At 34.7% G+C, this 20,921-nt stretch carries 33 protein-coding genes and 1 pseudogene; 7 read left to right on the top strand and 27 right to left on the bottom strand.

Annotated elements, in window-relative coordinates:
- Positions 1 to 24 precede the first annotated feature (24 nt).
- The 21 genes from C1A40_RS13880 to C1A40_RS13795 all read right to left on the bottom strand — a co-directional run bounded on the left by C1A40_RS13880 (position 25) and on the right by C1A40_RS13795 (position 9,503).
- Positions 25 to 243 carry a hypothetical protein gene (locus C1A40_RS13880; protein WP_102996417.1) on the bottom strand — a complete coding sequence of 73 codons (219 nt, stop codon included), beginning with the start codon at positions 241 to 243 and terminating at the stop codon, positions 25 to 27.
- Between the two features lie 75 nt (positions 244 to 318).
- On the bottom strand, positions 319 to 687 hold the full coding sequence (locus C1A40_RS13875) for a hypothetical protein (RefSeq protein WP_102996416.1): 369 nt from the start codon (positions 685 to 687) through the stop codon (positions 319 to 321).
- Between the two features lie 102 nt (positions 688 to 789).
- Positions 790 to 990, bottom strand: coding sequence for a hypothetical protein (locus C1A40_RS13870; RefSeq protein ID WP_102996415.1), 201 nt, complete (start codon positions 988 to 990; stop codon positions 790 to 792).
- 28 nt (positions 991 to 1,018) lie between these two features.
- A complete protein-coding gene (locus C1A40_RS18335) occupies positions 1,019 to 1,357 on the bottom strand; it encodes a DUF7220 family protein (protein WP_199287711.1) in 339 nt (112 codons plus the stop codon).
- Positions 1,344 to 1,541, bottom strand: a complete 198-nt coding sequence (locus tag C1A40_RS13860; RefSeq protein WP_102996414.1) for a hypothetical protein — start codon at positions 1,539 to 1,541, stop codon at positions 1,344 to 1,346. The genes C1A40_RS18335 and C1A40_RS13860 overlap by 14 nt, the downstream gene beginning before the upstream one ends.
- Positions 1,542 to 1,544: 3 nt before the next feature.
- Positions 1,545 to 1,898, bottom strand: coding sequence for a hypothetical protein (locus C1A40_RS13855; RefSeq protein WP_102996413.1), 354 nt, complete (start codon positions 1,896 to 1,898; stop codon positions 1,545 to 1,547).
- Positions 1,891 to 2,151 (bottom strand): hypothetical protein, encoded by a 261-nt coding sequence (locus C1A40_RS13850; RefSeq protein ID WP_102996412.1) that lies wholly within the window; start codon positions 2,149 to 2,151, stop codon positions 1,891 to 1,893. The genes C1A40_RS13855 and C1A40_RS13850 overlap by 8 nt, the downstream gene beginning before the upstream one ends.
- 123 nt (positions 2,152 to 2,274) lie before the next feature.
- On the bottom strand, positions 2,275 to 2,451 hold the full coding sequence (locus C1A40_RS18215) for a hypothetical protein (protein ID WP_158651371.1): 177 nt from the start codon (positions 2,449 to 2,451) through the stop codon (positions 2,275 to 2,277).
- On the bottom strand, positions 2,448 to 2,897 hold the full coding sequence (locus tag C1A40_RS13845; protein WP_102996411.1) for a hypothetical protein: 450 nt from the start codon (positions 2,895 to 2,897) through the stop codon (positions 2,448 to 2,450). The genes C1A40_RS18215 and C1A40_RS13845 overlap by 4 nt, the downstream gene beginning before the upstream one ends.
- A complete protein-coding gene (locus tag C1A40_RS13840) occupies positions 2,891 to 3,226 on the bottom strand; it encodes a hypothetical protein (RefSeq protein ID WP_102996410.1) in 336 nt (111 codons plus the stop codon). Before C1A40_RS13840 ends, C1A40_RS13845 begins: the two co-directional genes overlap by 7 nt.
- Positions 3,223 to 3,405, bottom strand: coding sequence for a hypothetical protein (locus C1A40_RS13835; protein WP_102996409.1), 183 nt, complete (start codon positions 3,403 to 3,405; stop codon positions 3,223 to 3,225). Before C1A40_RS13835 ends, C1A40_RS13840 begins: the two co-directional genes overlap by 4 nt.
- Positions 3,406 to 3,417: 12 nt before the next feature.
- Positions 3,418 to 3,546, bottom strand: coding sequence for a hypothetical protein (locus tag C1A40_RS18680; RefSeq protein WP_277871378.1), 129 nt, complete (start codon positions 3,544 to 3,546; stop codon positions 3,418 to 3,420).
- Between the two features lie 14 nt (positions 3,547 to 3,560).
- Complete coding sequence (locus tag C1A40_RS13830; RefSeq protein WP_102996408.1) at positions 3,561 to 3,983, bottom strand: hypothetical protein; 423 nt, start codon at positions 3,981 to 3,983, stop codon at positions 3,561 to 3,563.
- A 129-nt stretch (positions 3,984 to 4,112) separates the two neighbouring features.
- Positions 4,113 to 4,772 carry a DUF3164 family protein gene (locus tag C1A40_RS13825; RefSeq protein ID WP_102996407.1) on the bottom strand — a complete coding sequence of 220 codons (660 nt, stop codon included), beginning with the start codon at positions 4,770 to 4,772 and terminating at the stop codon, positions 4,113 to 4,115.
- A gap of 2 nt (positions 4,773 to 4,774) precedes the next feature.
- Positions 4,775 to 4,912 carry a hypothetical protein gene (locus C1A40_RS18210; protein WP_158651370.1) on the bottom strand — a complete coding sequence of 46 codons (138 nt, stop codon included), beginning with the start codon at positions 4,910 to 4,912 and terminating at the stop codon, positions 4,775 to 4,777.
- On the bottom strand, positions 4,887 to 5,216 hold the full coding sequence (locus tag C1A40_RS13820) for a hypothetical protein (RefSeq protein ID WP_102996406.1): 330 nt from the start codon (positions 5,214 to 5,216) through the stop codon (positions 4,887 to 4,889). The genes C1A40_RS18210 and C1A40_RS13820 overlap by 26 nt, the downstream gene beginning before the upstream one ends.
- Before the next feature lie 11 nt (positions 5,217 to 5,227).
- A complete protein-coding gene (locus C1A40_RS13815) occupies positions 5,228 to 5,860 on the bottom strand; it encodes an ATP-binding protein (RefSeq protein WP_102996405.1) in 633 nt (210 codons plus the stop codon).
- Positions 5,853 to 6,311 (bottom strand): helix-turn-helix domain-containing protein, encoded by a 459-nt coding sequence (locus tag C1A40_RS13810; protein WP_102996404.1) that lies wholly within the window; start codon positions 6,309 to 6,311, stop codon positions 5,853 to 5,855. The genes C1A40_RS13815 and C1A40_RS13810 overlap by 8 nt, the downstream gene beginning before the upstream one ends.
- Complete coding sequence (locus C1A40_RS13805; RefSeq protein ID WP_102996403.1) at positions 6,311 to 7,162, bottom strand: ATP-binding protein; 852 nt, start codon at positions 7,160 to 7,162, stop codon at positions 6,311 to 6,313. Before C1A40_RS13805 ends, C1A40_RS13810 begins: the two co-directional genes overlap by 1 nt.
- Positions 7,163 to 7,176: 14 nt before the next feature.
- Positions 7,177 to 9,207, bottom strand: coding sequence for a hypothetical protein (locus C1A40_RS13800; protein WP_102996402.1), 2,031 nt, complete (start codon positions 9,205 to 9,207; stop codon positions 7,177 to 7,179).
- A gap of 83 nt (positions 9,208 to 9,290) precedes the next feature.
- The gene (locus C1A40_RS13795) at positions 9,291 to 9,503 is read right to left on the bottom strand and encodes a hypothetical protein (RefSeq protein WP_158651369.1); all 213 of its coding nucleotides are present in this window, start codon (positions 9,501 to 9,503) and stop codon (positions 9,291 to 9,293) included.
- Between the two features lie 64 nt (positions 9,504 to 9,567).
- On the opposite strand from C1A40_RS13795, the gene C1A40_RS13790 reads away from it, so the two are divergent.
- From C1A40_RS13790 to C1A40_RS13780, 3 genes and pseudogenes are all read left to right on the top strand, one after another.
- The gene (locus C1A40_RS13790) at positions 9,568 to 10,260 is read left to right on the top strand and encodes an XRE family transcriptional regulator (RefSeq protein WP_102996400.1); all 693 of its coding nucleotides are present in this window, start codon (positions 9,568 to 9,570) and stop codon (positions 10,258 to 10,260) included.
- A 569-nt stretch (positions 10,261 to 10,829) separates the two neighbouring features.
- Positions 10,830 to 11,330 (top strand): annotated as a pseudogene (locus C1A40_RS13785) (DUF885 domain-containing protein); the annotation flags it as partial.
- A 326-nt stretch (positions 11,331 to 11,656) separates the two neighbouring features.
- Entirely contained in the window at positions 11,657 to 12,085 is a 429-nt protein-coding gene (locus C1A40_RS13780; protein ID WP_102996398.1) for a DUF4268 domain-containing protein, read from the top strand.
- Between the two features lie 62 nt (positions 12,086 to 12,147).
- Here C1A40_RS13780 and C1A40_RS13775 read toward each other — a convergent pair whose 3' ends face one another.
- Genes C1A40_RS13775 through C1A40_RS13765 form a run of 3 tightly spaced genes read right to left on the bottom strand, consistent with a single transcriptional unit; the run spans position 12,148 to position 13,982 of the window.
- A complete protein-coding gene (locus tag C1A40_RS13775) occupies positions 12,148 to 12,663 on the bottom strand; it encodes a GNAT family N-acetyltransferase (RefSeq protein ID WP_102997222.1) in 516 nt (171 codons plus the stop codon).
- A gap of 14 nt (positions 12,664 to 12,677) precedes the next feature.
- Positions 12,678 to 13,304 carry a PAQR family membrane homeostasis protein TrhA gene (trhA, locus tag C1A40_RS13770; protein ID WP_102996397.1) on the bottom strand — a complete coding sequence of 209 codons (627 nt, stop codon included), beginning with the start codon at positions 13,302 to 13,304 and terminating at the stop codon, positions 12,678 to 12,680.
- Entirely contained in the window at positions 13,305 to 13,982 is a 678-nt protein-coding gene (locus C1A40_RS13765) for a DUF4294 domain-containing protein (protein ID WP_102996396.1), read from the bottom strand.
- Between the two features lie 179 nt (positions 13,983 to 14,161).
- On the opposite strand from C1A40_RS13765, the gene C1A40_RS13760 reads away from it, so the two are divergent.
- Both C1A40_RS13760 and C1A40_RS13755 read left to right on the top strand, forming a co-directional pair.
- On the top strand, positions 14,162 to 15,250 hold the full coding sequence (locus C1A40_RS13760) for a M42 family metallopeptidase (protein WP_102996395.1): 1,089 nt from the start codon (positions 14,162 to 14,164) through the stop codon (positions 15,248 to 15,250).
- Between the two features lie 68 nt (positions 15,251 to 15,318).
- Positions 15,319 to 15,876 (top strand): NUDIX hydrolase, encoded by a 558-nt coding sequence (locus C1A40_RS13755; protein WP_102996394.1) that lies wholly within the window; start codon positions 15,319 to 15,321, stop codon positions 15,874 to 15,876.
- Positions 15,877 to 15,950: 74 nt separating this feature from the next.
- On the opposite strand, the gene C1A40_RS13750 is transcribed toward C1A40_RS13755, so the two are convergent.
- From C1A40_RS13750 to C1A40_RS13740, 3 genes are all read right to left on the bottom strand, one after another.
- On the bottom strand, positions 15,951 to 16,535 hold the full coding sequence (locus C1A40_RS13750; RefSeq protein ID WP_102996393.1) for a YceI family protein: 585 nt from the start codon (positions 16,533 to 16,535) through the stop codon (positions 15,951 to 15,953).
- 99 nt (positions 16,536 to 16,634) lie between these two features.
- Positions 16,635 to 17,915, bottom strand: coding sequence for a hypothetical protein (locus tag C1A40_RS13745; RefSeq protein WP_102996392.1), 1,281 nt, complete (start codon positions 17,913 to 17,915; stop codon positions 16,635 to 16,637).
- Between the two features lie 28 nt (positions 17,916 to 17,943).
- The gene (locus C1A40_RS13740; protein ID WP_102996391.1) at positions 17,944 to 18,528 is read right to left on the bottom strand and encodes a YceI family protein; all 585 of its coding nucleotides are present in this window, start codon (positions 18,526 to 18,528) and stop codon (positions 17,944 to 17,946) included.
- Between the two features lie 401 nt (positions 18,529 to 18,929).
- Between C1A40_RS13740 and C1A40_RS13735 the strand changes: the two genes are divergently transcribed.
- Both C1A40_RS13735 and accC read left to right on the top strand, forming a co-directional pair.
- Positions 18,930 to 19,415, top strand: a complete 486-nt coding sequence (locus tag C1A40_RS13735) for an acyl-CoA carboxylase biotin carboxyl carrier protein subunit (protein WP_102996390.1) — start codon at positions 18,930 to 18,932, stop codon at positions 19,413 to 19,415.
- A 54-nt stretch (positions 19,416 to 19,469) separates the two neighbouring features.
- Complete coding sequence (gene accC / locus C1A40_RS13730) at positions 19,470 to 20,918, top strand: acetyl-CoA carboxylase biotin carboxylase subunit (protein WP_102996389.1); 1,449 nt, start codon at positions 19,470 to 19,472, stop codon at positions 20,916 to 20,918.
- The last annotated feature ends 3 nt before the right edge of the window (positions 20,919 to 20,921 follow it).

The raw sequence follows: 20,921 nt of genomic DNA, 5'->3' as shown, positions 1-20,921 counted from the left end.
TTTGATACAAATATATTAAAAATTTTACAATTGTAATTTTTGTTGCTGTGACGGTTCTGGAGATAAACCATAAATGCCCTCACCTCGTAAAATTCCTTCTATTGTTCTAGGGGATAAAAAAACACGTTTCACAATCTCCTCAATAATAGCATCGGTACGCCATTGTGGGTGTTTTTTACAATACTGATTAAAAAGTGCTCTTACTTTTTCGTTACGTAAATGTAGGCGTTCTTGGCGGGTCATGTAGCAAATATAATAATTTATTAAATAAAAAAACACACTCGATTAGGAGTGTGTTTTTTATCAGTAAATTAAAGTTTATTTAGAAGCTTGTTCCATTAGCCACACGGCATCGTCATAAATGTTAGAGTCGTTTGGCATTTTATAAAAACCGTATTTTGGAGGTGTACTAGCTATAATACTAGAAAACTTCAAAAAGCTTAAATCTTTAGATTTAAAATTAGATAAATCGTAATTTTTGGGGTAAGCAAAAAAATAGCTTGTTTGATTTATGTTTGCCCATGTTTCAACGAATTCCTTTACGTCTGCTTCAGTAGCATCGGCCTCAAATTGTAGCACCCAATACCACGCTCCATTTACTTCATAAGAAGCATAATCTTTAACTTTTGGAGTTGAGCAGCTAAATAGAAAACTACTAAATAAAATGAGTAAAAATAATTTTTTCATAAGATTTTGGTTTAATTAAAAAGTTAATAATTGCTTGCTAAAATAGTTAAAAGGGTTTGTTTTTAATAAATGTTATATTTCTAAATTAGATAAAAATCAAAACTATAAATTCTTTAAATCACGACTTAATCTATCCAACTCGAAACCTACAGAGTTAATAGCTATAGCGAATAGTTTTTCTAATTGCTCAGGTTTCAAATCTTCTTTTTTTGAATATAGTTTGTGTATTATAGATTTTTTTGCTTTTGCATTTTCAATCTGCTCATTTATAGCTATACCTTTATTTAAAACTTCTAATTCCATTCTTTTTTTTATTTGATATGTTATTTATTTAATGTTTAAGCCCACAATTGGAGCAGTAAATCGCGTCTTTATCTTCCACTACGGGCATCGCGTTTTCACACGCAAAGCAATGCAACCAATACAGTTTTCCGTCTGGGTATCTTAATTTATTAGCCTTGATACTATCCTGATTAAACCACCTACGTATTACATAGCCACATACTATACTAATGGCAGTAAAAAACAAGGTTATTAACAGGTTTTTACTAGGCGTGGTTGCAATACCTAATAAAGGAAATATCACAAAGGTTGTTGCTAAGGAAATGCCAAAATCAACTACGGTATTGGTAATGGCTTCTATTAAGGATTGGGTTTTAGTTTGGGTCATGTTTTAATTTAATTGATTCGAATTTAGCTCTAGGGAAATATTTAGAGAAATAGGCTTTAGCTGTAGATTCATCTACGGCATCTACATCGGTTCTAAAAAACACACCAAAACCAGAATAAGAAATTACGTAACGTTTATCTCCCTTCTTTAAGGGATTTGTGTTCTGATAATAGTTTATATCCATAATTTAGTTTTTATTATAGTTTTTAATTTCTAAAATATCGCCAAGAAATATCTCGTAACAAGAACCTTGTAAATGCAGTTTTACACCATTGGGGTATGTTATAAGCTTGGGCGGTGTTGTATCGGTTTTAATATGCTTTACGCGCATAAATGGGCTATCTGTACGGTAGCCGTTTCTAAAGTGTATTTCATCAAACTTTAAAAACCTGTCGGGATGATCTACTGGAACATCTATATTACTAAGACGTTTATACCAATACGTAGTAATTAGTCTAAACTCCCTTTTTTTTACCCCTGAAGCAACGAGGTCGAACCACTCACGTTTAAGGGTTAGGTATAGTATTTTTTTATTAGTCATGTTTAGTATAAATTTTAGATTGGTTATCTGGCTTACAATTTAAATCGTTCCGTACACGTTCAGCGTCTTTTATCAAAGGAAAGTCGTACACCTCTTTAAACGGGATGTAACGGCCTTCTATAGCACTCCAAAAGCACAAGCGCTCTTCAGTTACGCGTTTGTTAAAGCCTGTTGGTTCCACACTGTCTTCGTGAGTAAAGATTACGGCATCACCATCTTTAATGTCTCTGTTGTTTTTGTCTCTAAAGGTCATAACAAAATATTTTAATAATACATTAAAACGGCTATTACAGCCACTATGGTTACGGTTATGGCAGCTCCTAGTATAATTCCAGAATTAAAGCCGTCTTTAAATCCTATGCGGTATAAATTCATGTTAATCTTCTATATAATTATTATACATTTCGCCTGCAGCTAGAATTACTGCTTTTATGGCGTTACTTTGTTCCATAACATCTACAATGGCTGACACTAATAACTTTATATCACCATGCATTTTAGCGTCTATGGTTCCGTCTTTTTTTAATTCAATTGTAATTTTAGGCTGTTTCATATTTTCCAATCGTTTTTATATGCTTCTTGGTTTAAGTAAGTAGATGGGTATTGTTTTTGTTGTTTTGGGTAATGCTTTAAATAATTGTTATACTTCGGTATGCTAGATAACACTTGTAGTTTTTCTGCTTTGCTTAAGCGGGTCCATTTGTTTTCGGTTTCCTTACGTTTTCCTACTTTATTGCCGTAGCTGTTCCAAAAAGCTTCAAAGCTTAAATCGGGTTCACCTATAGTTATCTCGAAATTTTGTTTAAGGTTTGGAATCCAAATAGTTTTTATTACGCTTTCTAGAACTGGGAAATTACCCTTTCTAAAAAACCAAATCATTTGTTGGTTACTCAACACACCACTAAGCACTTTAAAAGCTTTTAAATTACCGTTTAAGTCATATTTAAATTCCCAAACATTATCGCTGTTTTTCGATTTTACAGTATAGCTTGTTAGCATAGTTTCTGATCTAATTTATTGATTACATTTTGCACATGGTTCGCTAGAAACTTGTTATCACACAAAGGCATTAAATCAATTAAAATGCGGTGTAATGCCCAAACCTCGTGAAACTTCAACGTGAATTTTACTAGCTTTTTTTGGTCGAATAAATCGGCTTTTTTAATTTTTGTCTTTACCTTTTTATCAAATGTATCGGCTAAATCAAAACCTATTGATTTATACACGTTTTCCACCTTATTAACCGATACTGGCAACTCATAGGTGCGCTGCAGTAGTTTGTTTACAGCCATAAGGGCATCGTTATTAAGTTTGAGTTCTATTTTCATTTACCGTAATAGCGTTTTTTGTTAAACCATTTAGAAAATAGTTCTAGGTTATTATCGAAAAACAAGCATTCTTCGCAATAGTCTGCACATTGTGATGCTTCGTCGCAATGCACTTTTTGTATTTCAGCAAGGTTTTCATTTAGAGGTGGGATTTCTAATCCTTTGTATGTATTTGACATCTGTTTTAGGTTTTAGGTTTCAATTCTTTTTTTTAGTACCAAGGAACAATCATCACAAACTGTCCATATCTCTTCAACAGTAACAACAGCATCTATAACAATGTCTGTTTTGTTTTTATGCTTGCAAGATTGATTGTTCATAAAGAAATTTGTTATTACGAGTGTTGTTTAACATTCATTCGTTCGAGTGCCGATATAGTTTTACTTACTTCGGTAGTACTCATTTTTAGCACTGATTTTTTTACTGGAGCTTTGTGTTTTAACCACTCGCTTAAACGAACTAAATCGCATATTTCGCCATATTTATCGTTAGGTATGGTCATGCCAAATTGCATGGCTAAACTGATAAGATATTTATGGCTGCGGTTGTACTTATTAAAAAACGCCCAGTTATCGTATAAAATGGGTTTACCGCCTAATTGTTCAATAATGTTATTGGCCTGAGCGTGGGTAAGATCATTAGTGCTGTTTTTAGTTGCATCGTTAGTGTATTGCATCACTAAAGCAGCCTTAAACTCTTTGTCATTTTTGGTAAGTATAGCGATGCGCTGTTTTTGTTGTTTACTTGCAGGAATCATTATTTAAATAGGTTTTAAAGGCTACATAAAAGGCAATTAAATAGCCTACAATTAAGGTTAAAGTAGGTATCATGGTAAAATGGGTTTTAAGCAGCTACATGTTGGTAAAATGCAGCTGCTTGTTTTTTGTTAAACTGTAAATCGGAACTGCATTTTTTTAGGTAACCCCTCTACCTCAATGTATTTCCAACCGCTTACATACATGCTGTTTTGCGTACGTATTTGGGCGTTAAATATGATGTTTAACCCTTCATTAAAAGTTTCGTCGTTAAACTCTTCGGCTAACTTGCTAAGCTCGATAATCTTGTTTGGGTTTAGCATACCAGTTTTAGGGTTTAGCTTTAAAAAGGTATCTACCATTTTTACAAGTTTTTTGGTATTTTCATCATCATCGGAAAGTGAAGCAATGAAGTTTTTAATTTTTTCAACGCCCGAACTCTCGGTGCCGTCAAACTTGATGGTAACATTATACCCAATGGTAATACTTGCAGAGCCATCTGGTAAGGTAGATGTATGGCTATCTTGTGCAGCTTCGCCATATACCTGCGTTTTTAAATCCTTAATAGGATTATAGTCATTAAACAATTGCTTAATTACGTTTTCGGTAGCCGAATTGTGAGCCAACAAACCGTCTATATTACGGTTTACAAACTCATGGGTAAGTTGCTTGTAAGCCTTTCTGTTTTCGGCACGTTGGTTTTTTTCGGCACGCATATCTGCTTCCAGTTGTGCTCGTAAATTGCGCTTTTCTTCAGAAGAAAGTTGGGCGGTGTTAAAGGTAGTATTCATACTTAATAATCTGTATTTAAAAGTTGTTCTAATAATGTGTTTCTTTCGTTAAATTTTAAGGTGTAATGCTCATGATCGGGGTTGTTTTCTAACCAAAAATCGAGCTCGTCTATCTTATTGTTTAATTGATTTGGACTCATTGGCGTATTTTAAAAGGGGTTTAGAAAAACGGTTATTGATTTTATCGGTGTAGCTTAGATATAATTTTAAAGCTTCGTAAGCACTCATTGCAGTATTGTACTCACTTACATCTTTAAGAAACTGAAGCTCGTACTTTTCCAGCTCCTTTAACCACCAGTTGAATAATGGCTGACAGGTTATTAATTTTTGAAGTCCTGAAGGATGTTTTACACGTTTTGCACACCAACCAACATAATGAGTAATTATCATGTTTTCATAGGTGTGCAGGGGCATTTTAAGGGTTTGTATAACTTGCTTTTTCATTGTACTTTATTTTAAATGGTTTCTAATTCTCCGTGATAAATGGCTGCGCGCTCTGCATTAACAATAAACGGTTTACCACCTCCGTTTAATCGCTTTTTTGGCGTAGCTACAAAGCCTTCCACTGGTACTTGTATATCTACATCATACCAGATGTCTTTTGCTAATGCTCCTTTAGCTTCTTTACCTTCGATATGACTGATATAAATGATGCCTTTTTTAGGGTAAAACTCCTGTTTGAATTGGAAGTATTCCTTTTTATTAGCGTTTAGGTATTGAATGGAATCAATCACTATAAAGTCGGCTGCTCGTTGTTTTCTTAAGCGTTTCGATAGTTGTGGTAATTGCTCTTTGTCTAATATTAAAAACTTATCAGCCACATGCTCCATGTGGTTACGTTGCATGGCCATTTGCAGGGTATGGCTAAACCCTTGCTCTATACTGTTGTAGGCTACTTTACCAAAATTGGTGAGGTATTTACTTAGCTGTATAGCAAACTCGGTTTTTCCTGAGCCTGAAGGCCCTGTAATCATCATACTGAATTGTTTGCATGGTTGGCCTATAGAGGCTTCCCAGTTTCCAGTAAATGGGAGAATTTCAAATTTTTTATTTAATAAATCTTTTACGTTAAATGCGCGTTTAGTCACGTTGTAATCTCTTTTTAATGCGTGATATAGTCATATCACTGGTTCCATAATCATTTGCTATTGCCTTAAAGGTATGTCCTGCTGTTAAGCGCTCTTGAATGTCTTTAACATCTTGGCTAGAGAGTTTGCTTAATTTGCTGCGTTTCACCTTTTGGGTTCCCATTTCGGGGTTGGTTCCTCTAGGCGCCCAATACAAGTTTTCAAAATGAAAACCGTTTGCTTTAACTTTTCTGGTAGCACACCAGCGTGGGTTGTCTGGCATACCGTGCCAACACTCGCAAACTAATTTGGCTACACTTTGAATGTTGCCTTTTAAATACACGTATTTTAAATCTGATGGGCGGGTTTTTCGGTCAAGTTCTTTAATGGTTAAAGGTTCGCCTAAGTAAATTACTTCTGTGCCATTTTCATTTACTTTTAAACCTTCGATTTCGGGGTGATATCTATACATTAAATTGCGTTTTCAAGTTTAAAAATTCGAATTAGTTCTGAGGCACTACGTAAATCTTCTCTAGACTTCTTTTGAATGGTTTTTATAGCAGCTCTATCGGTTACGCCTTGGCCTTCACATAATAAAGCAACATCGGCTGCGCTGGTTTGCTCAAAATCTACAAACACACCGTAACGACTTAACAATTCTTCATAGCCTTTTTTACGGTTACGTAAGCCATCTTCGAGACGTTTTTTGAAGTAATAAGTTGACAGGAGTGCAATACTGCATTTCCAACGTAGTTCATTATAAAAAGTGATAAGGAAATACAAGAGTCTGTCTCCTAGTTTGTCTACTTCATCAATAATTAAAATAGGAGGCGTATCGTAGCCTTTTAACCTTGTAATAATTTCGTGCATCATTTGCGGGACACGGTTATGCGGATTACGTACCCCCATTTGCATTAAAATTTCTTGTAAAAAGTGTTTTTCGTCCCAATAACCAGCACACTCTACACGAATAGCGTCTGGAGTCTCGGATGCATATTTTTTAGTGATTTCGGATTTGCCCGAACCTGCATTACCTAAAAAGGTTAATACCGATTGCTGCTGTTTGGCTTTTTGCAAATCTTCAAGTAATTGCTTTGCATTGGTGGTTTCAACAAATTGCCAATGGTTGGAACTATAGCCAATTTGGTTACCAATATTGCGAAACATATCTACACTATAAGGCTCCCAGTTGCCGTTTAATAAGTGAGAGACAACGGCAGGCGATACGCCTTTTAAAGATGCTGCAGCTTTATTTTGGGAGCCCTTTTGTTTGATATAAACTTGCAGTAAGTCAACAATTTTTTGCTTGTCTTTTGGTGTCATGGGTATGGGTTTATTTAGCGCGTAGCGCGGTTAAAAAATGAATTATTATCGGATATTAAGTTTTCTTCTTTGGTTGCGTATGCAGCACGTTTGGCATTAAACTCGCTGTTTTCTATCATGGCATTTTGCTCATCAATAAGTTTTTCTGGACTGATGCCTGTACGCTCAACTAAAGCATTGTAAGCCTCCCAATCTCTCGATTTTTCTTTTTCACGTACTTCAATATCTTTTAAAGCACGTTGTTTTTCTCCTGGTTCTTGAAGTATTGGAACCTCTACATGAAGGCGTTTCTTTTGGGCGTAAGCCACAAACACTTTTTCGTTTTTATCGTTTAAACGATATAAGGCAATGTAATCGTCGAGGTATTCTGGATCATAACTTACTATTAGTTTTTGCTGCACGTACTTTAATCTAAAATCCATATCAATATCACCATCAGCATCATAAACCTCATACAAATAATCTTGCCCTGCTACAGTTAAAGGCATTCCAAACGCGTAATATCTTTTAGGGGTAGTTTCATTTAACCAAAACATACTAGCTCGCTCTAACACCCCTATATCGGTTCTGTGTTCTGAAGTTTCGTTGTAAAATTCCTCTCGTGATTTGGTGCTTTTTTTGCTTCTTGGGTTATTGTTCCATTCTTGCACCATAAGTTCCCAGTGCATTTGTAATTCGTCATAAGTTGGCAAAGCGCCCTTGTTTTTTTCAATAAAATCCATATTGGCTTTAGAGCGCGACTGATGCGCTTTAATACTTTGACCATCACTAAACCAACGTTTCATTATAACCTGCTGTTGAAGACGGTTAAAAAGCTGCTCTATGGGGTTAGATTTTCTACCTACTTTGTGATGATAATGATTACCGCCCTTTGCTATGAGCTTATCATAAAGCTCTTGCATTTTTTTAGAGCGGTGTGCTGCTTGAGCATCATAAGTGAAGTGATAAGGTTTGGCTCCAGCTTCATTTACCGCCATTCTAACCGCAATAAAATGATCTATATGATTTTCGGTAAGACTAAAAGAATAACCTAATATTTTTTCGCTGTAAACATCAATCAGGACATTAATTTTACAAACCGAAGCCATTTTCGATTTGGTATCCCAAAAATGAACAACATCAAACTTGGTACCATCTATAGCCCAATGTGCATTGGGGAACAAGCGGTTTTTGTCCTTACTTAATGTATGGGCATACTTCTTATTGTACTCCTCTTCTCCTTTACCCGCTAGCATCCATAAACGCATACGCTCAGGTTCCTTTAAGTAATTAGCAATAGCACTCTCGGCTAAATATGGCCAACCATGATCACAACGTACTTCAAGGTACTTTTGCTGTAATTCATAAAATGAAAAATTAATAGGCAAACATTTCATAGCTAAAAGCCAGTCGCCAACAGCATCGTTAATTTTAAGGCGGTAATTGTTACAGTAATTATCATGGATTAAGCCTTCTAAACCTGTGCGAGGATAGCGCTTATTTGGTTTTTCCAGTATGCAGCTTTCGTACTTGGCACGTAGCGCCCTAGGATTGGTTGGTAAGTCAAACGGATAACGTTTTTTAATCTCTTTACTTAGGTTGTGAATAGATTTTGTAAAACGCTCCCATAGTTCACCTTTATTAATTTTAGGATTTGCCGTGGTTATTTTGTTGTGTAGAAGCCTAATGGTATAAAACACCTCGGCATTGGCGGTGTAGGTCTTTACAGCCTCCATATTAGCTTCGGAAAGGTAACGCCCATCTTCAAGCTCATAATTGCTGAAAAATGCCGATGCGTTTTCATCAAACTTGAGGTATTTAGCAAACTTTATGGTTTTGCTTTCCTTGTAAGGATCTATTTGTAAATCGTGCTCAATTATGTTGCGAAACCGCTGTGGTAAACTCTCATATACGTACAATGCGTAATTGCCTAAACCACGACCTGAACGAGCTTTCTTTACTTTGCCTCGGTATAATAACACCTTTAAAGCATTTTGGGTAATTATTCCAGCTTCATCAAGCCATCCGCCTTGTACACAAAGCGTATTATTGTAGTATTCAAACATATTAAATATGGTTTAAATGGGACTTAAATAGTTCCCGCCAAGGACTCGAACCTTGGTGTGTGCCTTTCGGGAGATTGGTAGATTTATTCGTTTAAGTCTTTAGTTTTATTTTGAATGGCATCTTTTGATGCAGAGTCTAATTTGTTATACTCTTTTATAAGTATGTCAGGCATTATGCCTGTACGATCACCTCTTAATGACTTCCTAATGTAGTCTATTGAATAGCCATAGCGTTTAATTAAAATGTCTATAGCTATCTCATTAAATTTGATTCTTTTTTTACTAGATTTGTTCATTGCATTAATTGTATTTTTTAAAAGACAAATATAGTACAATGTTGCAAAAATCTGCAATTTAATATTGCAAAATTTTACCATTTATCACCAAAAAGAATACACATTGCTGAAAATAAAAGAGATAAGAACGAAAAAAAAACTAACACAAGATGATATTGTGTCTATTACAGGGATAAAAAAACGCTCTTATGTTGACTACGAGAACCAAAAAGCGGATATAACCCTTTCTAAGTTGCAAATTATTGCAAACGCATTAAACGTATCGGTTTCTGACCTAATAGAAGAAGACAAAGAAGAAAATGTAACAGTACACGCTTTACGCACAGATAGCATACAAATGCAGCAGCGTGTCCCGTACTATAATTTAACGGCAACAGCTAGTGTCCTGGAAGCATTTGTTAGCAACGCACCAGAAGTACCACTTAACCATATAAGCATACCCAACTTACCTAAATGCGATGGAGCACTAAACATAACAGGAGACAGCATGTATCCACTATTAAAAAGTGGTGATATTGTAATGTACCGTAATGTTCATGATAAATCCAATATAATTTGGGGAGAAATGTACCTCTTGTACATTAATTGTGATGGAGATGAATTCTTTTTCTGCAAATACATACATAAATCTGACAAGCAAGGCTATGTAAAATTGGTTTCTCAAAACAAACATCACGAGCCTAAGGATTTTCACGTTGATTGTATTAAGCAATTGGCAATAGTAAAGGCTTCAATACGCATGAATAGTGTGGTGTAAGATCAAAACGTACATGCTTTTTAAGGTAAATTTTAGCATAAAACAACTGTTTTTATCTAACACGCTAACAATGTGTTTTTTAACTTAAAAACTAATATATTTTACACAATCATACCCCCCTAAACTGAACCACTATTTAAGGTATTTATACGCTTATTTATATAAAATACACCTAAACCGCACCGCAAAACCACCCTAATTTGTAACTCCTAATGTAACCCCTAATGTAACCGCAAACGCCATTATTAACCTTTTTGTTAAGGCCAACAAAAAGGTTAATTTTAGGGTGTAAAAAGGGAGTTAAATAGTTGTTTAAAAGGTGCTAAATATGCGTTTAAGCCTTATAAATGGTAGTTTTAAGGCTATTTTAAAGCAAAAGGGTAAATACTTATTAAATAAAGGTATTTAAGCGGTAAAAAAAAGGTAATTAGGAGGTAGTTAAAAGGCTATTTTTGTACCATTTAATTAAGCAAACATAAAACGGCAAAATACACTAAAACCCTTATTACTATTGAGGTTTTCGGCTAAATATAACTATTATACTATTGTACTATTTGATGTGTTGCCTATACCATATGCAATTAGCCATTCAGCAAGAATTAGAAGATGTCCCGATGTTTAGAAAATTTGGTGGCTATACAGCATATACAGAAGGTTGGGGATTATATTCTGAATTTATTCCTAAAGAAATGGGCTTTTATGCCGATCCGTATTCCGATTTTGGAAGATTAGCTATGGAACTATGGCGCGCTTGCCGATTGGTTATTGACACCGGAATTCACGCTAAAAAATGGACGCGTGAAGAAGGTATTAAATACTATACCGATAACACACCTAACGCCGAGTTAGACGCTGTTAAAATGGTTGAAAGACATATTGTAATGCCTAGTCAAGCGACAGCATACAAAATAGGGATGCTAAAAATTTTAGAATTGAGAGAAAAAGCCAAAACCGCTTTAAAAGCCAAATTTGATATTCGCGAATTTCATGAAGTAGTGATTTCCCATGGTGCTATTCCTTTAAATGTTCTAGAAGAATTTGTAGATGCATATATCGATTCAAAATCGTAAGTACAGCACTATCATAAACGCTTAAAAGCGATTGTGTGTAGCGTATATTTTATGTCCAATAGAGCCTGTCGAAATATTTTTAATTGACTATTAATTTTTATCGGTTTCGACAAGCTCTACCTGATAACTCAAAATTTATATTGACTTTTCAAGTCCTAAATCATTATAAATTAACAGGGTTTTAAAAACCTTTCATTAGAATACTTTCAAAAACTAAATATCATAGTAACTTTGTAATCTAAATAAAAGTTATTGGTTTATACGTTTTAAACGTCATCCTGGAGTGATAAAACAATTTTATAAAGCCATTTTCAAAAACAAACAACGTGTTTTCAAAAGAAGAATCTAGACGATTAAAACAAGAATTTTGGACCAGCTTCGGGAAATCTTTTCCTCGAAAATGGATCTTATACAACACGAAATTAAAAGGGTTTAGCTTTAAATTTCACTTCGATAATAAAACAGCTTTAGTCGCTTTAGATGTGGAAGACGACTTGGAACACCGCATTAAATATTGGGAAAAACTCCTGGCTCTACAATCTATTTTGAAAGACGAGTTTTTACCTGAAGCGATTTACGAAGAAGAATATATTCTTGAAAACTACAAAGAGATCTCTAGAATTTACGTGCCTCTAGAACAAAAAGTATCGATACATAACAAAGATTCTTGGCGTGATGTCATGACGTTTTTCAATGAAAAAATGAATCTGTTTGAAGCTTTTTTTGAGGAATACAAGGATATTATTGAGGGATGATTTTTAGATTTGGTTATTGGTTATTGGTTATTGGTTACTGGTTATTTGTTTTTGAATAATGCTTACTGCATAAAGCCTTTCCCCCTATCAACACGCTTAATCATCTCGTAATCATCCATGACAAAACCTTGTCCGATGTCGGCTACCAAAGGGCGCAAAATTTTAAAGCCCATTTTTTCATAAGCTTTTATAGCCTTACTATTATTGATATTTACAGTTAAACGAATTTTATCACGATCAAATTTATGTGCCATAACTTCAACAAAATGTATGGCTTGTTTTCCAATACTTTGTCCTCGAAAGGATTTCTGTATATAAATTTTACTTAAAAACAAAGCGTCTTGTTCTTCTCGAATCGCCAAATATCCTACGGCCTGTGTTTTCCATACCATGGTATAATAATGAAAACCGTTTTCAACCTGTTGTGCAATCGCTTCAGCCGATTGAAACTTATCTAACATATAGTCAATTTGGGCCTTTCCAACTATGGGAATATAATGTTCTCGCCAAATGGTATCAGCTAAAGCTTCAATCAATAAATAATCAGTGGCATTTTCAGCTTTACAAAACTCAACCATAAACAACGTTTTATTCAAATGATATAAAGAAAAATCATTAAAAAATGGCAAATAGCACCTGCTAATACAAAAAGGTGCCAAATTACATGATTATAAGGTATTTTTTCCAGGGCATAAAAAATGATGCCAAAACTATAGGCGGCACCACCAGCAGCTAAATACCACATGCCTTGATATCCAATAACTTCTGATAAATTTGAAACATCCAAAACAATAAGCCAGCCGGCAATAAGGTATAACAGGGTTGAAAAGACTTCAAACCTTCCTGTAAAGAACAACTTTAATACAGCGCCTAAAAGCGCAATACCCCAAACTGTGCACAATAAAAATAGACCTAGGCTATCTTTTAAAGCTATTAAACAAACAGGTGTGTACGTTCCTGCTATAAGCAGGTATATACTAATATGATCTATTATCCTAAAATAATGCTTGCGTTTCTCGCTTGTAGAAGCATGGTAAACCGTTGATGCACAAAACAAAATTATTATGGTTAGCGCATAAACGACCACACTCACTAAACTCCAGGCTGTCTTCTCAGAATTATAATGCACCAAAAGATACAGGGCCATTAATCCGAAAAAAGCTCCTAAACCATGCGAAAAAGCATTCAGTTTTTCTTCTAATGGAGTTTGAACACGCATTTACTCCGGTGTTTTTTGATAAATCCATTTATCGGTTAACTCGTAAAAATTAAATTGAATGGCAGGTGGCTGTGGTTCTAACAAGCCATTTTGAAAAGCACGAAGTAAAATATCTTCAATAAGATAATCTTCCTTAACATGGGTAGGGTCAAACTCGCGTTTTAGGGATATATCGAACATACTGGCCGTGGTATTGTACCAAAAAGCACGCCATCCACTACGAAGTTCTTTTACCAAATCAAAGGCCGTGGTTCCTGTTTGTCGGTGAATTAATTTTACTAAAATTTGTCCCTCTGTTCGTGTTAATTTTTTAAGCTCATCGGAAAACTCACCTTCAATATATTTTTGAATTTTTTTTGTGTAGCGTTTCTTCTGACGATTTCTTTTTAAAGCAGCCAATCTGGTATTCATGGAATCTAATCGTTCGGCAGCCATTTTAGCATAAGGGTACACTTTTAAGGTCTTTCGTCTTAAGATTAAATAACGAACGCGCTCCTTTTTGCTCTCAAACTTTAATCGATGTAATAACACCACCTCATCTAAATTTATAGACTGCCGTGGTATGGAATCTCCTTCTATAATTAGGTATTCAATAGAAGTAGTATCCTGTTCGATGTTGTTAATTTGCGAAAAAACTAAAAACGGACAAAAAACCAATAAATATTTTAAACAGTTCATTTATTTAAAAGTGGGGGCATTTAACAGGTAAAAATAAAGAAATTATAATCACTATTACCTATAGGCTTTTAATATCTCACTTTTCTTTTAATATTTTTAACAATTTACCCTTTACAATATTCATTTTAAAGCTTTTCATCTCTATTAATATTGTTATTTTAGTGCAAAACTTTTTTTAAATGGCAAACAAGAGCATTCTTAACAAAAAGTCGATTGACTTTTTAGAAAAATATTTAAATAATGCAGCCCCTACGGGCTACGAGTGGACGGGTCAGAAGATCTGGATGGACTACCTAAAACCTTACGTAGACACTTTTATAACCGACACTTACGGCACAGCTGTTGGCGTTATCAATCCTGATGCGAAATATAAAGTCGTTATTGAAGGGCATGCCGATGAAATTTCGTGGTATGTTAACTATATTTCAGATAATGGTTTAATTTATGTAATAAGAAACGGAGGTAGCGATCATCAAATTGCCCCGAGTAAAGTGGTAAACATTCACACCAAAAACGGTATCGTAAAAGGTGTTTTTGGTTGGCCGGCTATTCATACCAGAGATAAATCGAAGGAACAAGCTCCAAAACCAGATAACATCACGATTGATGTGGGTGCAAAAGACAAAGAAGAAGTAGAAAAATTAGGAATTCATGTAGGTTGTGTCATTACATATCCAGACGAATTTCATGTGCTAAACGGCAATAAATTTGTTTGTCGTGCTTTAGATAACCGCATGGGAGGATTTATGATTGCCGAAGTGGCTAGGTTGCTTAAGGAAAATAATAAAACTTTACCTTTTGGATTATACATTACCAACTCGGTTCAGGAAGAAATAGGTTTACGCGGTGCAGAAATGATCACCCAAACCATTAAACCTAATGTGGCCATTGTAACCGATGTCACCCACGATACCACCACCCCTATGATTGAAAAAACCAAGGAAGGTGATTTAGAAATTGGTAAAGGGCCTGTTGTTGCTTATGCTCCAGCGGTACAGCAAAAATTACGAGATTTGATTACAGATACTGCCGAAGCGAAAAAAATTCCGTTTCAACGTTCTGCCCTATCAAGAGCTACAGGAACAGACACCGATGCTTTTGCTTATAGCAATGGTGGTGTAGCTTCTGCCTTAATCTCACTGCCATTACGCTACATGCATACCACGGTTGAAATGGTACACCGCGATGATGTTGAAAATGTGATTAAATTAATTTATGAAACTTTACTCAACATAAAAGACGGCGAAACATTTAGCTATTTTGAATAATATTTAAATTTAATGACGCATGACAATATTTGATTTTTCATTTTTTGTTATGCGTCTTTTTTATACCCATGGACGAATTAATAGATATAACCGATAAAAACGGAAAGCTTTTAGGGGTTTCTGAATTAAAATCGGTAATCCACCAAAAAGGATTGTATCACCACACGGCACATATTTGGTTTTATACCGAAAATGGTGAGGTTTTACTATCGCAGCGTTCGGCGCAAAAAGCCATTTGTCCGCTTATGTGGGATGTATCGGTTGCCGGGCATATTGATGCGGGCGAAACCATAAAACAAGGTGCTATTAGAGAAACTTTTGAAGAAATTAAGGTATCTATTACTGAAAATGATCTTATCGAAATAGGTGTTTTTGAGTGTTTTCAATCGTATAAAAATGGCATCACCGATAACGAGTTTCACAATACATTTATCGCCAAATTAAAAGTACCTTTAATTGATTTAATACCTCAGGAAGACGAAGTTGAAGCTTTAAAGTTAGTTAGTATAAAAGAATTTGATGCGCTTATTGAAAATATAAACGATGCAAATAATCATTTTGTGGCTTCAAATAAAGCTTATTATGCATTTGTTTCTGAAAAAATTAAAGACCACTTAAAGACATAAAGCTTCAAAATTAAGTGTCATTTTAAACCTTAGGCTGCAGGCTTTCGATAGCGTAAAACAAATAGCACAAAATTCTAGATTTCCTTTAAAAACAACTGAAAATCAATTTTAACCTCATTTCCAAGCTGAATTAGTCCAAATAATTTTGTTGGCGCTTGAATATTAAAATCATTCAAAGCCAAATCTAAATGTCCACTTATTCGCAATTTGCCGTCTACAACATTATAACACACTGGGATGCCGTATTGATTGCTAACGCCAGCTATTGAGATGCCAACTAAAACCTCGACGTGATTTGTAGTCTTATAATCAAGAATCTCCTTAAGGGTTAATTTTATTTCTGGATATAAATCGGTTTTTAAAACCTCCTTAAAATCACGATTTATCCCTCTTCCTCCACAATCAAAATTTACGTTTTCCAAAACCAAATCTGACTTTGAAAATACTATTTTATTACCTGCAATAGTATAGTGTACTGGAAGCGTTTTATCAAATTTGGTGATATCATATTTGCATGTAAAACCTTTAACATTGCTAGTCCCGATAACAGACATGTGACTACCAGAAACAATTTTATACACTCTATTTTCCAGAAACACATCTCGCTTGGCAAAACCAAGAGTAGCCAGTATTAAAATTAAAAATAGAATTTTTTTCATGCCCAAATTTTAATAATTAAAGTTATAAAAAAAGTCTCAGAATCTGGCGAAATTATCGCCACACCCTGAGACTTTGTAATCATAATCGAACTCAGGTTACTAGAAACTAATAGCAGCCTCTAACATAAATCCGTTAAATTTACCATCTTCTAATGCACCAGCAAACCCTTTATAGTTTTGGTTCACATATTCTGCTTTCATTAAGATGTTTTTTGTCATAAACCAACCAGCACCAATTTGAGCTCTATTAATAGTCACATCTTGAGCTTTGTCATCATACTCAGAGTCTACAATATTGTAACGGCCACCAACATAAAAGTTTTCTGTTTTACCAAAACGGTATAATAACTCTCCGGCATATTGATTTGTAACACCTTCAATATCATCGGCAGAATCAACATGTGTAGCACCACTAGCTCTTTCTACAGTTCCGAAAAGTTCAAAACCTTTATAACGTACAAATGGGTTAATCATCACAGAAGTAATACTGTTTTGAAAGCTTGGAGAGAAACGACCCGATCTAAAATTATCTGATTTTGAACCCTCTTCTTCCATAACGTGGTAATATCTTGATCCTGCTCTATCAGCACTGTATAAATATAATCTAGATGCGTATCCTGTGTTGTATAATGATCCTGTTAATCTTACTCTTAAATCATCATTCAGTTGCTTGTCATAGCCTAACTTTGCTAAAAAAGCAGCACCACCTGTTTTACCGTTAGATCCAGCTACAACAGATTGATTTAATTTACCATTAGAAAAACCAACCATTCCTAAAAATCCTTCTCTTCTATAGTAAACCTCTGCTCCTACTTCTGTAGTAAATGAATCCATGATAAGGTTTCCAATAAAAGGGTTGTAAATAGTTTGTGCATTATCACTTCTTCTAAAGTGCGCATCACCATAGTTGTTCTCCATATGACCAATTTTAATGGTCGTATACTGCATCAAATCAGATAAAAGTCCTTCGCTAATAAAATCTAATTTATCAATTTGAAAATACCCACCTTTCACATATGGTTCTGGATGGTGACGCGAAGAAAGATATGTTCTTAAGTGCATTCTAACACCATCAGCAAGTGCTACGTCTAAATCTAAGTTAGCAGTAGCTAAGTTAAAGTTAGAACCTATTTTTCCTAAAGGTACTGCACCAGAATTTTCATGTCTTAGATCTTGAAACTGTAAGGTTGACGCTCCACCAACTCTAACTTTTACTCCATCGAATGTAGTTTCGGTATCTTTTGGAGCTTCAAAGGTATTAATACCTCTTTGATCTGGTTGTCTGAAATTATCTAAATTTCTGCGATTGTTTTGAGCATAAATATTTAAGCCTGTTAAAACTAATACTGCTAAAATTAAATTTTTAATTTTTGACTTCATAATTATAGTTATTTATAGTTGTTGTTACTTATTTAAATGTTGTTTTAAATTTTATAGTTAAATCATCTCCTGTAGTTATGGCTCCCAACATAGCTGTAGGTGGTTCTACATTAAATTGAGTCATTTTAATTTTCTTCTCGCCTTCAATGGTAGCCTTCCCACCATTTCCAACTAGCTTAAAATTAAGGGCTATACTTTTTTTAGTTCCAGCAATGGTTAAATCTCCAACAATTTTCACATCAAAAACACCATTTCCTTTAGCGCTTACACTTTCCACTTTAGTTAATTGAAAAGTAATTTGTTTGTGTTTTTTAGAGTTTAGAGCCTTGTAAGTATTCTTATCCATACCACTCTTACCACTTTTCAAACTTTCGGTTTCAATGGCAACAGATAAGGCCTCTATTTTCCCATTTTCTAGGTCGCTAAAAACTAATTTTCCGGACTGACTTTCGGCTTCCTCATGCCAATCATGAATGCTAGAGGTTCCGTAAATCTTTAATATCGATTCACTATTTACTAACTTTAACTCTTGTGCTTGTATTAAATTAATAGACACAAATAAAAGAGCTAAGAAGCTTAAAAGTCCTTTTGTTTTTCTTTTTTGCTTTTCCATATCATTCCTCATTTTTTGCAAATTTCGTGACGTTATAGATGTTACAATATGACTTTAATCATATTCTATCAACAAATATTTAACACATTAACTATTAAGCACTTAATCAATAAAACACATCAAAGAGTAGCTCAAATTGTTGTATAATCTGAACTTTTCTTGTTCTCCTTTAAAAAAACATATGTTAAAAAAAATCTCATTAACAAAATCAAATGTTAAAACATAAAAAAACTTTGAGACTTTACCTTTTAGGCGTTTAAAAAATTATTCTAAATAAAGTGAATGCTTCCATTTGGATAATACCAACAACAATCGCATCTACGTTGCCAGTCTTTTTTCCATTATTAATAAGTAAACCCCATAATAAAAATGCTTATATTTAATAGCAATTATTTTCTATTATGGGCAAAACATACAAAGTGCATATTAATGATAATCAGGATTTTGATATAGATTACGGTGATGTTACAAATCTAGACCTCATTAAAACTTCTAATAAAAACTACCATGTGCTCCAAGAAAACAAATCCTTTAAGGCCGAAGTATTAGCAGGCGATTTAAACACCAAAAAATATCTAATAAAAATTAATGGGAGCACGTACCAAGTCAATATATTAGATGATTTAGACCTTCTTATTAAAAATATGGGGTTTAGTAATGGGATTTCTCATCAATCCAATACCATAAAGGCACCTATGCCTGGCTTAATTTTAGACATTTTTGTAAAAGTGGGACAACATGTTGAAGAAAACAGTTCTCTTTTAATTCTTGAGGCCATGAAAATGGAAAATAACATCCTTTCCCCCAGGGATGGTACAATTAAATCTATACAAGTTAAAAAAGGTGAAGCCGTAGAAAAAGGACACCTTTTAATCGAGTTTGAATAAAGTTACTGTCATTTTAAAATCACTTCTTAAAAGCACCAACTAAAAAACACTTTTATGAAAAAAATATTAGTTGCCAATCGCGGTGAAATTGCGCTTAGGGTTATGCGAACGGCTAAAAAAATGGGTATTAAAACGGTTGCAATTTTTTCTGAAATAGACAGAAACGCTCTCCATGTAAAATTTGCTGATGAGGCGATTTGCATCGGAAAAGCACCTTCTAATCAATCGTATTTAAAAGCTGATAAAATTATTGAAGTTGCCAAGTTACTGCAGGTCGACGCCATTCACCCTGGATATGGGTTTTTAAGTGAAAATGCGCAGTTTGCCGAATGCTGTGAAGCTAATCATATTATTTTTATTGGCCCGAAATCCAAAGCCATCAAAATAATGGGTAGCAAATTGGCCGCCAAAGAAGCTGTTAAAGCTTATAATATTCCTATGGTTCCAGGAATTGATGAAGCCATTACCGATGTTAAAAAAGCGAAATCTTTGGCCGCTGAAATTGGTTACCCCATCCTCATTAAAGCCTCGGCAGGTGGTGGTGGCAGAGGCATGCGTATTGTTGAAAATGAAACCGAATTAGAATCACAAATGAAACGTGCTATAAGTGAAGCCACTTCAGCTTTTGGTGACGGATCGGTATTTATCGAAAAGTACATACGTTCACCCAGACATATTGAAATCCAGATTATAGCCGATACACACGGACAAACGCTACACCTCTTTGAAAGGGAATGCAGCATCCAACGCCGACATCAAAAAGTAATTGAAGAGGCACCTTCATCGGTTTTAAGTGATGCTATGCGTACCGAAATGGGAAAAGCTGCGGTAAAAGTGGCTCAATCATGTGAATATATTGGCGCTGGTACCGTTGAATTTCTATTGGATGCCCAGCACAATTTTTATTTCCTAGAAATGAATACCAGGTTACAGGTAGAGCATCCAGTAACCGAATGCATTACGGGATTAGATTTGGTCGAACTTCAAATTCAAATAGCACGTGGTGAAGCGCTACCCCTAAAACAAGCAGATTTAAAAATTAAAGGCCACGCCTTGGAGCTACGTGTTTATGCCGAAGACCCTTTAAATGATTTTCTTCCTAGCGTAGGTCTATTAGAAACTTATAAACTCCCTAAAGGTAAAGGCATTCGCGTAGATAATGGTTATGAAGAAGGCATGGAAGTCCCCATTTTTTACGACCCTATGCTGTCTAAACTCATAACTTACGGTAAAACAAGAGATGAAGCCATACAGCTTATGAAAAAGGCTATCGATGATTACAAAATGGAAGGCATTAAAACCACACTGCCTTTTGGAAAATTCGTTTGTGAACATGAAGCTTTTAAATCTGGACAATTCGACACGCACTTCGTTAAAACATATTACACAGAAGCGTCTAGAAAGATCTACTTATTAGAAGAAGCTAAAATGGCGGCGCTTATAGCGGTTAAGCAGTTTATTCACGATAGACACACACTACATCTTCCTCGTTCCAAATCATAAAAA

Source organism: Tamlana carrageenivorans, assembly GCF_002893765.1.
Lineage (GTDB): Bacteria > Bacteroidota > Bacteroidia > Flavobacteriales > Flavobacteriaceae > Pseudotamlana > Pseudotamlana carrageenivorans.
This window is presented reverse-complemented; position numbering and strand designations above follow the sequence as displayed.

What these genes read in the sequence shown, in the direction of transcription:
- C1A40_RS13880 (WP_102996417.1), bottom strand. Translation starts at nt 243, where the DNA reads ATGACCCGCCAAGAACGCCTACATTTACGTAACGAAAAAGTAAGAGCA.
- C1A40_RS13875 (WP_102996416.1), bottom strand. Translation starts at nt 687, where the DNA reads ATGAAAAAATTATTTTTACTCATTTTATTTAGTAGTTTTCTATTTAGC.
- C1A40_RS13870 (WP_102996415.1), bottom strand. Translation starts at nt 990, where the DNA reads ATGGAATTAGAAGTTTTAAATAAAGGTATAGCTATAAATGAGCAGATT.
- C1A40_RS18335 (WP_199287711.1), bottom strand. Translation starts at nt 1,357, where the DNA reads ATGACCCAAACTAAAACCCAATCCTTAATAGAAGCCATTACCAATACC.
- C1A40_RS13860 (WP_102996414.1), bottom strand. Translation starts at nt 1,541, where the DNA reads ATGGATATAAACTATTATCAGAACACAAATCCCTTAAAGAAGGGAGAT.
- C1A40_RS13855 (WP_102996413.1), bottom strand. Translation starts at nt 1,898, where the DNA reads ATGACTAATAAAAAAATACTATACCTAACCCTTAAACGTGAGTGGTTC.
- C1A40_RS13850 (WP_102996412.1), bottom strand. Translation starts at nt 2,151, where the DNA reads ATGACCTTTAGAGACAAAAACAACAGAGACATTAAAGATGGTGATGCC.
- C1A40_RS18215 (WP_158651371.1), bottom strand. Translation starts at nt 2,451, where the DNA reads ATGAAACAGCCTAAAATTACAATTGAATTAAAAAAAGACGGAACCATA.
- C1A40_RS13845 (WP_102996411.1), bottom strand. Translation starts at nt 2,897, where the DNA reads ATGCTAACAAGCTATACTGTAAAATCGAAAAACAGCGATAATGTTTGG.
- C1A40_RS13840 (WP_102996410.1), bottom strand. Translation starts at nt 3,226, where the DNA reads ATGAAAATAGAACTCAAACTTAATAACGATGCCCTTATGGCTGTAAAC.
- C1A40_RS13835 (WP_102996409.1), bottom strand. Translation starts at nt 3,405, where the DNA reads ATGTCAAATACATACAAAGGATTAGAAATCCCACCTCTAAATGAAAAC.
- C1A40_RS18680 (WP_277871378.1), bottom strand. Translation starts at nt 3,546, where the DNA reads ATGAACAATCAATCTTGCAAGCATAAAAACAAAACAGACATTGTTATA.
- C1A40_RS13830 (WP_102996408.1), bottom strand. Translation starts at nt 3,983, where the DNA reads ATGATTCCTGCAAGTAAACAACAAAAACAGCGCATCGCTATACTTACC.
- C1A40_RS13825 (WP_102996407.1), bottom strand. Translation starts at nt 4,772, where the DNA reads ATGAATACTACCTTTAACACCGCCCAACTTTCTTCTGAAGAAAAGCGC.
- C1A40_RS18210 (WP_158651370.1), bottom strand. Translation starts at nt 4,912, where the DNA reads ATGAGTCCAAATCAATTAAACAATAAGATAGACGAGCTCGATTTTTGG.
- C1A40_RS13820 (WP_102996406.1), bottom strand. Translation starts at nt 5,216, where the DNA reads ATGAAAAAGCAAGTTATACAAACCCTTAAAATGCCCCTGCACACCTAT.
- C1A40_RS13810 (WP_102996404.1), bottom strand. Translation starts at nt 6,311, where the DNA reads ATGTATAGATATCACCCCGAAATCGAAGGTTTAAAAGTAAATGAAAAT.
- C1A40_RS13805 (WP_102996403.1), bottom strand. Translation starts at nt 7,162, where the DNA reads ATGACACCAAAAGACAAGCAAAAAATTGTTGACTTACTGCAAGTTTAT.
- C1A40_RS13800 (WP_102996402.1), bottom strand. Translation starts at nt 9,207, where the DNA reads ATGTTTGAATACTACAATAATACGCTTTGTGTACAAGGCGGATGGCTT.
- C1A40_RS13795 (WP_158651369.1), bottom strand. Translation starts at nt 9,503, where the DNA reads ATGAACAAATCTAGTAAAAAAAGAATCAAATTTAATGAGATAGCTATA.
- C1A40_RS13775 (WP_102997222.1), bottom strand. Translation starts at nt 12,663, where the DNA reads ATGGTTGAGTTTTGTAAAGCTGAAAATGCCACTGATTATTTATTGATT.
- trhA (WP_102996397.1), bottom strand. Translation starts at nt 13,304, where the DNA reads ATGCGTGTTCAAACTCCATTAGAAGAAAAACTGAATGCTTTTTCGCAT.
- C1A40_RS13765 (WP_102996396.1), bottom strand. Translation starts at nt 13,982, where the DNA reads ATGAACTGTTTAAAATATTTATTGGTTTTTTGTCCGTTTTTAGTTTTT.
- C1A40_RS13760 (WP_102996395.1), top strand. Translation starts at nt 14,162, where the DNA reads ATGGCAAACAAGAGCATTCTTAACAAAAAGTCGATTGACTTTTTAGAA.
- C1A40_RS13755 (WP_102996394.1), top strand. Translation starts at nt 15,319, where the DNA reads ATGGACGAATTAATAGATATAACCGATAAAAACGGAAAGCTTTTAGGG.
- C1A40_RS13750 (WP_102996393.1), bottom strand. Translation starts at nt 16,535, where the DNA reads ATGAAAAAAATTCTATTTTTAATTTTAATACTGGCTACTCTTGGTTTT.
- C1A40_RS13745 (WP_102996392.1), bottom strand. Translation starts at nt 17,915, where the DNA reads ATGAAGTCAAAAATTAAAAATTTAATTTTAGCAGTATTAGTTTTAACA.
- C1A40_RS13740 (WP_102996391.1), bottom strand. Translation starts at nt 18,528, where the DNA reads ATGGAAAAGCAAAAAAGAAAAACAAAAGGACTTTTAAGCTTCTTAGCT.
- C1A40_RS13735 (WP_102996390.1), top strand. Translation starts at nt 18,930, where the DNA reads ATGGGCAAAACATACAAAGTGCATATTAATGATAATCAGGATTTTGAT.
- accC (WP_102996389.1), top strand. Translation starts at nt 19,470, where the DNA reads ATGAAAAAAATATTAGTTGCCAATCGCGGTGAAATTGCGCTTAGGGTT.